Consider the following 10,424-nt stretch of genomic DNA (forward strand, 5'->3'; position numbering starts at 1 on the left):
CCCGATTGCAGGAACACGAGCGGGCCGTGGCGGGCCTTCAAGCGCTCGATCACGGCACGCGCCGCGTCGGTCGCCTGCACCCGCCCGGTCCCGCCCGCATCCATCGTCAGAACAGCCCGAGCGGCTTCGGGTCGTAGCTGACCAGCAGGCACTTGGTCTGCGTGTAGTGGTCGAGCATCATCTTGTGGTTCTCACGCCCGACGCCGGAGACCTTGTAGCCGCCGAAGGCCGCGTGGGCCGGGTAGAGGTGGTAGCAGTTCGTCCACACGCGCCCGGCCTGGATGCCGCGACCCATGCGGAAGGCCTTCGTCGTGTCGCGCGTCCACACGCCGGCCCCGAGGCCGTAGAGCGTGTCGTTCGCGATGTGGAGCGCCTCGCGCTCGCCCTTGAACGTCGTGACCGCGAGCACCGGGCCGAAGATCTCCTCCTGGAAGATCCGCATGTCGTTCCGGCCCTTGAAGACGGTCGGCCGGAAGTAGTAGCCACCCTCCAGCTCGCCGCCGAGGTGCGCCGGCTCGCCGCCGATCAGGAGCTCTGCGCCCTCGTCGAGGCCGATCCGGACGTAGCTCTCGATCTTGTCGAGCTGGGCGGTGGAGACCTGCGCGCCGACCTGCGTTTCGAGGTGCAGCGGGTGGCCCTGGCGGATCTGCGCGATCCGCTCCAGCGCCCGCTCCATGAACGGCTCGTAGATCGACTCCTCGATCAGCGCCCGCGACGGGCAGGTGCAGACCTCGCCCTTGTTGAACGCGTAGAGGACGAGCCCTTCGACCGCCTTGTCGAGGAAGTCGTCGTCCTCCGCCATCACGTCGGCGAAGAAGATGTTCGGCGACTTGCCGCCGAGCTCGGTGGTCGAGGGGATGATGTTCTGGGCGGCGTACTGCATGATCAGCCGCCCGGTGACGGTCTCGCCGGTGAACGCGATCTTGGCGATCCGCTTGTTCTGCGCGAGCGCCTTGCCGATGTCGCCGCCGGGGCCGTTGACGACGTTGATCACGCCGGGCGGCACGATCTCGCCGATCAGCTCCATCAGCACGAGGAGCGACCACGGCGTCGGGCTCGCGGGCTTGATCACCGAGCAGTTCCCGGCGGCCAGCGCCGGGGCCAGCTTCCACGCCGCCATCAGGATCGGGAAGTTGAACGGGATGATCTGCCCGACCACCCCCAGCGGCTCCCTGAAGTGATAGGCGTACGTGTTCCGGTCGATCTCCGCGATCGAGCCCTCCTCGCCGCGGATCACCGAGGCGAAGTAGCGGAAGTGGTCGGCCGCGAGCGGAATGTCCGCGGCGAGCGTCTCTCGCACCGGCTTGCCGTTCTCCCAGCTCTCCGCGACGGCGAGCAGCTCGACGTGCTCCTCGATCGCGTCGGCGACCCGGTTCAGGATCCTCGAGCGCTCGGTCGGCGACGCCTCGCCCCACGCCTCGCGTGCGGCGTGCGCCGCGTCGAGCGCCAGCTCGATGTCCTCCGGCGTCGACTTGGGCACCTCGGTGAACGGCTCGCCGGTGGCCGGCGTGAGGTTCTCGACGTACTCGCCGTGCACCGGCGGGACCCAGTGCCCGCCGACGAAGTTGTCGTAGCGGGGCTTCAGTTCGACGGGGCTTCCTGGTTGCCCGGGCGCCTCGTAGGTCGCAACCTTCTCGATGGTTGCCATGCCGTCTCCTTTCCGAGAGGCTCGTGCCCGCACGTAGTGCGCGCATCGTCGCCAGCCTCGCCGGGACCCAGTGCGTGCGCATCGGGGTCGGACCGGATGGCCTTCGGGAAAGCCGCAGACGTCGGTTCAGAAGCCGCGGTATGCGTGCCCGGCCATCGCGTCCGGGTCGAGCATCACGTTCACGATCGCCGGCTCGCCCGCTGCGAGCGCCCGCTCGAGCGCCGGCGCGAGCTCCGCCGGGGCCTCGACGTGCTCCGCGTGTCCTCCGAAGACCTCGCAGAGCCGCTCGTACCGGCTCGGCGCCAGACGCGTCGCGATCTCGGCGTCGGCTCCGTACATCCCGACCTGCGGCACGCGGATCTCGCCCCACGCGCCGTCGTTGCCGACGACGAGCACGGCGGGGATCTCGAAGCGGACGAGCGTGTCGAAGTCGAGCCCGTTGAGGCCGAACGCGCCGTCTCCCATCACGCAGACGATCCGTCCGCCGAAACCCGCCTCGTGGACGCCGGTGGCGTAGCCGGGGCCGACGCCGAGGCAGCCGAACGGGCCCGGGTCGAGCCAGTGGCCGGGCCGGTGGATGCGCAGCACCCGCGACACCGCGGCGACGACGTCGCCGCCGTCGCCGATCACGACCGTGTCCTCGTCGAGCACGCGGTCGAGCTCGGCCCCGAGTCGGTAGTGGTGGAGCGGGGCCGCGTCCGACTCGACCTCGGCGCGGTGCGAGTCCCACCAGGCCGACTCCGCTTGACGCAGGCGCTCGAGCCACGCCGCGCGCAGGTCGGCGGGGCGCTCGACGGCGGACGCGAGGGCCGTGAGCACGGCGGCGCAGTCGCCGACGATCGCAGCGTCCGGGACGCGGTTGCGCCCGACCTCGCGCGGGTCGCCGTGGACGTGGATCAGCTTCTCCGCGCCGAACCGCCCGTAGCGGAGCCGGAAGTCGAGCGCCGTCCCGATCACGCAGACCACGTCGGCCTCCTCGAGCGCGGCGCTGCGCGAGTGCTGGAAGAACAGCTCGTGGTCCGGGGGCAGCGACCCGCGCCCCGAGCCGTTGAGGTACACCGGCAGGCTGCCGTGCTCGGCGAACACGGCGAGCTCGGCCGCCGCGCTGTCCCACCAGACGCCGCTTCCCGCGACGACGGCGGGCCGCTCGGCAGTGCTCAGCAGCGCCGCCGCCGCGACGATCTCGCGCGGGTCCCCGAAAGCCCGCGCCTGTCGTGCGGGCGGTACGACGTCCGCGTCGCCGTCGGCAAAGAGGATGTCCGCCGGAAGCTCGAGGTAGACGGGTCCGCGCGGCGCGGCGAGCGCGTGCCGGAAGGCGATCGCCACGTACTCGGGGATCCTCTCCGTCGACGGGCAGACGGCAGCCCACTTCGTGATCGGCTTCATCAGCGAGAGCTGATCGAACTCCTGCAGTGCGCCCCATTCGGCCTGGGCGAGCGGGCGGGCGCCGCCGATCACGACGAGCGGCGTCTGGGCGGCGAAGCAATTGGCAACCGCCGTCACCGTCCCGGTCACGCCCGGCCCCGCGGTCACGAGCGCGACCCCCGCCGCGCGCCGCACCCTCCCCCATGCCTCGGCGGCATGGGCGGCGGACTGCTCGTGGCGGACGTCGACGATCCGGACGCCCTCGTGCCGGGAGCCCTCGTAGATCGGCATCACGTGCCCACCCGAGAGCGTGAACACGCAGTCGACTCCGGCGGCGGCGATCGCGCGCGCCGCCAGCCTTCCTCCCTGCACCCGCTCGGCCACGGCACGACTCTAGACTCGAATCGTCGAAGAGTGTCGACGCGGAGGAGGCAGAGATGAGATCCCTCGTCAAGGCTGGCGTCGGTCTGGTCGTCGTGCTCGCCGGGCTGGGTGCGGCCGGCCAGGCGCTCGCGCGCCGGAGGACGTTCGGCGACGAGACGGCCGACGAGTTCGCCATCACGACCTACGTGGGCGGTGTCGAGCGAGCGTGCCGGGCGACCGCACTGCGCCACGGCTCGGTGAGCGTGGTCTGCGGCGGTGTCGACCTCGATCTACGCGAAGCGACGCTGGCCCCCGACGGCGCGAGCCTCGATCTCTCGGCCACGTGGGGCGGCGTCAACGTGGTGGTACCGGCGACCTGGAAGGTGCTCGTCGAGCAGCGGGCGGCGCTCGGCGGTGTCGACGCCCGGGTGACCCCGCCCGAGGAGCTTCCGGACGAGGCGCCGACCCTCCGCATCGAGGCCACGGCCCGACTCGGTGGCGTCGCGATCAAGGCGACCGGGCCGACGGACGCGTCGGCCGAGCAGAGCCATCAGCTCCAGGGGTGGGCGTCCACGTAGACGGTTCGACGTGACCACGACTCAGCACCTCTGTGTCCCCGCGACCCCGGTCAGGGGTCCGGCCGCTCGTAGACGAGGATCGAGACGCCGTCGCCGACGGTCTGCGAGCTCGCCAGCCGCAGAGGCTTCTTGTCGCTCGTCTCGCCGAAGAGGCGCTTCCCCGTGCCGAGGACGACGGGGAAGACCATCAGCCTGAGCTCGTCCACGAGGTCGCGCTCGAGCAGCCCCTGCACCAGCTGCGGGCTGCCGTGTACCACGACGTTCCCCTCGTGCGCGTCCCGCACCTTCGCGACCTCCTCGGCGAGGTCGCCCGCGAGCACGGTGGTGTTCGTCCACTCCGGGCTCTCGAGCGTCGACGAGACGACGTACTTCGGCATCGAGTTGAACTTGTCCGCGAACTCACCGTCGCGAGACGGCCACGCCGCGGCGAAGCCCTCGTAGGTCTTCCGGCCGAGCAGGAGCGCCTCCGAGCCCATCGTCTCCTCGAGCTTGAACTGGTTGCCCGCATCGCCGCGGTCGATCTCGAACGACCAGCCGTCGTGCTTGAAGCCCTCGCCTCCGCCCGGCGCTTCGACGACGCCGTCGAGCGACACGAACTCGGTGACCACGATGCGTCCCATCTCCGTACCTCCCGGTTTCGATTCGACGCAGATCAGACCGCGCGCATCGACGCGAGTCATCGGTCGTAAGGAAACGGTACGGAAGGGAAACCAACCAGCCGTCGCGAACGTCTCCGTTCCTGTGAGCAGCGATACGCGACCCCTCGCGCCGGGCGAGACGGTGTACCTCCTGACCGAGGTGCGTGACGGGCTGCGCATCCACGAGATCGGGACGCGCGCGCACGTGCTCGAGGACCACGGCTCCGTTGTCGTGCTCCACCTCTTCGGCTCCGAGGCCGAGGTCGTGACCTGCCCGAGCGACCGGGTCGCGCGGGCCGTGGAGCGCGAGGTACGCGGACGCGTCCCGCGCGCGACGGGCGGCTGGCTCCGCCCGACGATCGCCTAGCTCGAAGCAGTCAGATCGGGAACCGCGATCCGGTCGCCGTCCCCGATCTCGCGCAGCACGCGCGCGGGAACGCCGGCCGCGACGACGCCCGAGGGGAGGTCGCGCGTCACGACGGCGCCGGCACCGACGACGGTGTCCTCGCCGATCGTCACGCCGGGGCAGACGACCGCGCCGCCGCCGAGCCAGACGTTGTCGCCGATCTCGATCGGCTCGGCCGACTCCCAGCCGATGCGGCGCGGCTCGGGGTCGATCGGGTGCGTCGCGGTGAGGAGCTGGACGCGTGTCGCCAGCTGGCAGGCCGCGCCGATCCTGATCGGCGCCACGTCGAGCAGGACGCAGTCGTAGTTCGCGAACGTCCGCGCCCCGATCGAGATGTGGCTGCCGTAGTCGCAGAAGAAGGGCGGCCGCACGACGACGCCCTCGCCAACCTCGCCGAGGAGCTCGCGCAGAAGGCGATCGCGCAACTCGTGCTCCGCATGCCGCGTGGCGTTGTAGCGCTCCTGGAGCTCCTGGGCGCGGGCGTGCGCGGCGGCGAGCTCGGGGTCGTCGGCGAGGTAGAGCTCGCCCGCGAGCATGCGGCGCTTCATCTCGGACATCGCGCGGGACGCTACCCGCACCAGTGCGACGGACGCCGCGACGGCGCACGTACCGTCACCGGAAAGCGACGAAGGAGCACCATGAGACTTGGAATCGGACTGCCCAACACGATGGCCCACGAGACCGACCGTGCGTTGATGCTCGACTGGGCGCGCACGGCAGAGGACGCGGGATTCGCCTACCTGTCGACGATCGACAAGCCGAACTACGACGCGTGGGACCCGGTCGTCACGCTCGCGGGCGTCGCCGGCGTGACGGAGCGCATCGGGCTCGCGACCACGATCCTCCAGCTGCCGCCGCGGAACGAGGTGCTCGTCGCGAAGCAGGCTGCCGTCGTCGACCAGCTGTCCGGCGGTCGCCTCACGCTCGGCGTCGCGCAGGGGGGCCGGGAGGACGACTACGAGGCCTTCGGCGCGCCGTTCGCAGGTCGCTCCCGTCACTTCGAGGAGCAGGTCACACGGATACGGGCGATCTGGTCCGACGCGCGCGCGTCCAACCGCGACCACGGTGTGCTCGGCCCGCCGCCGGTGCAGGACCCGGCCCCGCCGATCTGGGTCGGCGCGGGCACGCCGGCGTCGATCGCGCGGGCCGCCCGCGTCGCCGACGGGTTCATCTTCGGCACCGCCGGGAGCGCCGCGATGAAGGAACGCGCGCCGCAGATCCGCGAGGCATTCGCGAAGGAGGGGAAGAACGACATCACGGTCGCCGGCCTCGCATACGTCGCGGTCGGCGACGATCCGCAGGCAGCGCTCGAGGAAGGCGCCCACCACGTCCTGCGCTACTACGGCCAACTCTGGACAGAGCCGGGCAACCTGATCCACCATGGGCCCGCCGCGAGGATCGCCGAGGAGGTGGCCGCGTACGCCGACGCGGTCGACGTGCTGATGCTCTTCCCGCAGATCCCTTCGCTGGACCAGGTCGAGCAGCTCGCCGAGCACGTCCTCCCTGCGCACCGGACCGAGGCGGTCGCAGCCGGCTGACCGGATCTCCCGATGCCTGCGGGCCGTCGCGTCGTCGGGCGCACGGCACCACGCGAGCGGGGAAGAGCTGCTCCACAGCAGCTCTCCCCGCTCGTGTTTTCGTTCCCGCGGCGCGGGCCCGAGGGCGGGGTCGAGATCAGCCCTTCGGGATGAGGACGCGATTGATGACGTGGATGACGCCGTTCGAGGCCATCACGTCCGTCTTCGTCACCTGCGTCGAGCCGTTCAGGAACACCTTGCCGCCGCGGACCGTCACCCTGACGCCCTGGCCCTCGAGCGTCTTGACGGACTTTCCGTTCAGGGTCACCACCGTCGACGCCGGAGCCTTGCCCTTCACGACGTGGTAGGTGAGCACCTTCTTGAGCAGCGCCGGGTCGTCCCCGACCGCGGCCAGCGTCGACTTCGGGAGCTTCGCGAACGCGGCGTTCGTGGGCGCGAACACCGTGAAGTTCCCGCTCTTCAGGGCACCGACGAGCCCGGCCTTCTTGAGCAGCGAGGCGAGGGTGCTGAACTGAGGAGAGGACGACGCGATCTGCGCGATGTTCTCGTTCTTCGCCGAGGGAGCGGCGGCGGCAGGCGCCACGACGGCGACGGCAGCGACGACGGTCGCCGCGAGCATTGCGAGGGCGGTGCGCACTTCGGTACCTCCTGTATAGGTTACGTACATGATTTGTATAGTATTAGCACAGACTCTGTACGCACCGCAAGGTTGCTGTGTATAGATTTTGTCAAAGCGTATGAGCAACCGTCCCTCAGTCCTCGTCCGTCTGGTCGTCGGGAAGAAGCGCCGGTTCGCGGTGCTCGGCGCGTGGCTGCTCCTGGCAGCCGCGCTCGGCCCCCTGGCGGGCCGGTTCGAGAGCGCCCAGCAGAACGAGCCGTCGTCCTTCCTTCCGGGCGACGCCGACTCGGTGCGCGTGCTCGACGCAGCGGACACGTTCCCCTCCGGATCGGTCACACCGGCGATCGCGGTCTTCCGCGACCCCGACGGCCTGGGCGTGCAGGGCATGGCCGCCGTCGAACGGAAGCGCGAAGAGGTCGCGTCTGCCTCGATCGACGGCGTCACCGACGTGTCGCCGGTCGCAAGATCGAAGGACGGCAAGGCCGCAGTCGTGAGCGTCGCGATCGAGGCAGGCGGCGATTCCGACCTTCTCGTCTCCGCTGTCGACGACATCCGTGAGGCTGTGCAGGAGGCGCTGCCGGCGGGCGTCGAGGCGCGGGTCACCGGCCCGGCCGGCTACTCCGCCGACGCGACGAAGGCGTTCGAGGGCATCAACTCGACGCTGCTCCTGGTCACGGCAGGACTCGTGTTCGTTCTGCTCGTGCTCATCTACCGCAGCCCGATCTTTTGGGTGCTGCCGCTCTTCACCGTGCTCCTCGCGGAGGCAGTCGTCCGGGGTCTCGGGACGCTCCTCGCCGACGCGGGCCTGGTGGTCAACGGTCAGACGGGAGGGATCCTCCTCGTCCTCGTCTTCGGCGCGGGAACGGACTACGCCCTGCTCCTCACCGCTCGCTACCGCGAGGAGTTGCGGCGCCGCGACGACAAGTACGAGGCGATGCGGATCGCGCTGCAGCAGGGCGGGCCCGCGATCGTCGCGTCGGCGGGCACCGTCGTCGCCACCCTGCTCTGCCTCTCGCTCGCAAGCGTGAACTCGACGGCCGGCCTCGGTCCGGTCGGAGCGATGGGCGTCGCGGTCGCGGCCGTCGCCATGCTCACCTTGCTCCCTGCACTGCTCCTCGTCGGCGGCCGGCGTGCGTTCTGGCCGTTCGTGCCACATCAGGGGTCGGAGCGCTCCTCGGGCGAGGGCTTCTGGGGACGACTCGGCCGCGCGATCGAGCGCCGGCATCGCGTCGCCTGGGTCGCAACCGCCCTCGCGCTCGCGGCGCTCGCGCTCGGGACGCTGACGCTCGACCAAGATCTCACCACGGCGAACGCCTATCGAGGCGCCGTCGAGTCCGTGCAGGGCCAGCGGCTCCTCGAGCGCTCATTCCCCGCCGGCGAGAGCGCTCCGACGATCGTGCTCGTCACCGACCCGTCGAAGACCCAAGCCGCGCTCGCGGCCGCGCGTTCCGCGGACGGCGTCACCCGGGTCGGACCGACCGAGCGCACCGACGCCGCCGCGCGCTTCACGGTCGTCCTTGCCGGAGACCCGTTCGGACAGGAAGGCTTCGCGTCGATCGCCCCCCTGCGTCGCGATCTGCGCGCCGCCGTGGGTGACGCGGCGCTCGTCGGCGGTCCTACCGCGGAGGAGACCGACCTGCGCAGCGCCGTCGCGCGGGACACGAAGCTGCTCATCCCGCTCGTCCTCGCGGTCGTGTTCGGCATCCTTGTCGTGCTCCTGCGGGCGGTGACCGCGCCGGTGATGCTGATCGCGACGGTGGTGCTCTCGTTCGCGGCGGCCCTCGGCGGGAGCCTGATCCTCTTCGAGCTCTTCGCGGACTTCCCGGGGGAGGACCCGAGCTACCCGCTCTTCGCCTTCATCTTCCTCGTCGCGCTGGGCGTGGACTACAACATCTTCCTGATGGCACGGGTGCGCGAGGAGCGGCTCGCGCTGCCGACGCGCGAGGCGATGCTCCGCGGGCTCGCGGTGACGGGCGGCGTGATCACGTCCGCCGGGATCGTCCTCGCCGGCACCTTCTCCGTCCTCGCAGTCCTCCCACTCGTCGCGCTGACGCAGATCGGGGTCACCGTGGCCTTCGGAGTCCTGCTCGACACCCTGGTCGTCCGCTCGGTGCTCGTCCCGGCGCTCACGTTCGACCTCGGCGATCGCGTGTGGTGGCCCTCCAGGCTCTCCCACTCGTTGCGAAGAGGCGAAGCCGCCGCGACGGAACGTGCGGAGCGAGGATCGACGTGAGGCGGCTCGCGTCCCTAGGCTCATGTCATGACTGACCTCCCGGCGGCAGCGGACGACAAGCTCCTGCGCATCGGGGAGCTGTCACGCCGCGTCGGCGTTCCCGTGGAGTCGCTGCGGGCGTGGGAGCGGCGCTACGGCCTCCTCGACCCGAGCCGGACGCAGGGAGGGTTCCGGCTCTACGGCGAGGACGACGTCGCCCGCGTGCTCGCCATGCGCGCGAACCTCGAACGCGGGCTCTTCGCCGCCGAGGCCGCACGTCTCGCGCTCGCCGATGATGTCGGCGACGAGCCTGCGGCTCCGGGCCCGGTCGTCGACGCCGACGAGTTGGCGGCGGCGCTCGACCGGTTCGACGAGGCGGGCGCACAACGAGCGCTCGACAGCCTCTTGGCAGCGCTGACGCTCGACGTGGTGCTGCGCGACGTCCTGCTTCCATACCTCCACGAGCTCGGCGAGCGCTGGGAGCGCGGCGAGGTGTCGGTGGCGCAGGAGCACTTCGCGAGCAACCTCATCCGGGGGCGCCTGATGTCGCTCGCGAGGTCGTGGGACCGTGGGATGGGGCCGCGGGCGCTCCTCGCGTGCGTCGAGGGCGAGCGGCACGACCTCCCACTCGTCTGCTTCGGCCTCGCGCTGCGGGGGCACGGCTGGCGGATCAGCTACCTCGGTGCCGACACGCCGATCGCGTCGCTCGCCGAGGCCCTCCGGACGCTCGCGCCGGACGCGGTCGTCGTCTCGGGCACGGTGAGAGGGGCCTTTGGCGCCACCGCCACAAAGCTGCGCAAGATCGCCCTCGACGCCCCGCTCTTCGTCGCCGGCGCGGCGGCGGACGAGGCGGTCGCCCGTCGCGTGCGTGGGACGCTTCTCTCCGGTGACCCCGTCGTCGCCGCCGAGACGCTGGCGCGCGTGCGTCACCCGCAGTGAGCCGCAAGACTCAGCGGTGGTCGTCGCGCGAGCACGAGACAGACGCGGGCGCGGTCGAGTCCCGTCAGTGGATCCGGCTCGCGCGGGAGCTCGTCGAAGCGGACGAGACGGGGGCGCG

10 protein-coding genes are annotated in these 10,424 nt (G+C 71.1%); 5 read left to right on the forward strand and 5 right to left on the reverse strand.

Going from position 1 to position 10,424, the window contains the following annotated elements; all coding sequences use genetic code 11:
• Window positions 1–106 precede the first annotated feature (106 nt).
• Together VNM44_RS11980 and VNM44_RS11985 are read right to left on the reverse strand one after the other, a co-directional pair.
• The gene (locus VNM44_RS11980; RefSeq protein ID WP_325626116.1) at window positions 107–1,648 is read right to left on the reverse strand and encodes an aldehyde dehydrogenase family protein; all 1,542 of its coding nucleotides are present in this window, start codon (window positions 1,646–1,648) and stop codon (window positions 107–109) included.
• Between the two features lie 126 nt (window positions 1,649–1,774).
• A complete protein-coding gene (locus VNM44_RS11985) occupies window positions 1,775–3,397 on the reverse strand; it encodes a thiamine pyrophosphate-binding protein (protein WP_325626117.1) in 1,623 nt (540 codons plus the stop codon).
• A 53-nt stretch (window positions 3,398–3,450) separates the two neighbouring features.
• Between VNM44_RS11985 and VNM44_RS11990 the strand changes: the two genes are divergently transcribed.
• The gene (locus tag VNM44_RS11990; protein WP_325626118.1) at window positions 3,451–3,954 is read left to right on the forward strand and encodes a LiaF domain-containing protein; all 504 of its coding nucleotides are present in this window, start codon (window positions 3,451–3,453) and stop codon (window positions 3,952–3,954) included.
• Between the two features lie 50 nt (window positions 3,955–4,004).
• On the opposite strand, the gene VNM44_RS11995 is transcribed toward VNM44_RS11990, so the two are convergent.
• Window positions 4,005–4,574 carry a dihydrofolate reductase family protein gene (locus VNM44_RS11995; protein WP_325626119.1) on the reverse strand — a complete coding sequence of 190 codons (570 nt, stop codon included), beginning with the start codon at window positions 4,572–4,574 and terminating at the stop codon, window positions 4,005–4,007.
• A 121-nt stretch (window positions 4,575–4,695) separates the two neighbouring features.
• On the opposite strand from VNM44_RS11995, the gene VNM44_RS12000 reads away from it, so the two are divergent.
• Window positions 4,696–4,959: a hypothetical protein gene (locus VNM44_RS12000; protein ID WP_325626120.1), complete on the forward strand. Its 264-nt coding sequence runs from the start codon at window positions 4,696–4,698 to the stop codon at window positions 4,957–4,959.
• On the opposite strand, the gene VNM44_RS12005 is transcribed toward VNM44_RS12000, so the two are convergent.
• A complete protein-coding gene (locus VNM44_RS12005; RefSeq protein WP_325626121.1) occupies window positions 4,956–5,555 on the reverse strand; it encodes a sugar O-acetyltransferase in 600 nt (199 codons plus the stop codon). The two genes, VNM44_RS12000 and VNM44_RS12005, sit on opposite strands and share 4 nt — an antisense overlap.
• 81 nt (window positions 5,556–5,636) lie before the next feature.
• Here VNM44_RS12005 and VNM44_RS12010 point away from each other — a divergent pair, with 81 nt between their 5' ends.
• A complete protein-coding gene (locus VNM44_RS12010; protein ID WP_325626122.1) occupies window positions 5,637–6,536 on the forward strand; it encodes an LLM class flavin-dependent oxidoreductase in 900 nt (299 codons plus the stop codon).
• 136 nt (window positions 6,537–6,672) lie between these two features.
• Here the strand turns inward: VNM44_RS12010 and VNM44_RS12015 are convergent, their stop codons facing one another.
• Window positions 6,673–7,173 carry a fasciclin domain-containing protein gene (locus tag VNM44_RS12015; RefSeq protein ID WP_325626123.1) on the reverse strand — a complete coding sequence of 167 codons (501 nt, stop codon included), beginning with the start codon at window positions 7,171–7,173 and terminating at the stop codon, window positions 6,673–6,675.
• A gap of 100 nt (window positions 7,174–7,273) precedes the next feature.
• On the opposite strand from VNM44_RS12015, the gene VNM44_RS12020 reads away from it, so the two are divergent.
• A complete protein-coding gene (locus VNM44_RS12020; protein ID WP_325626124.1) occupies window positions 7,274–9,388 on the forward strand; it encodes an MMPL family transporter in 2,115 nt (704 codons plus the stop codon).
• Between the two features lie 27 nt (window positions 9,389–9,415).
• A complete protein-coding gene (locus VNM44_RS12025; RefSeq protein ID WP_325626125.1) occupies window positions 9,416–10,306 on the forward strand; it encodes a MerR family transcriptional regulator in 891 nt (296 codons plus the stop codon).
• Window positions 10,307–10,424 lie beyond the last annotated feature (118 nt).

The organism is Gaiella sp., assembly GCF_035558935.1.
Classification (GTDB): domain Bacteria; phylum Actinomycetota; class Thermoleophilia; order Gaiellales; family Gaiellaceae; genus Gaiella.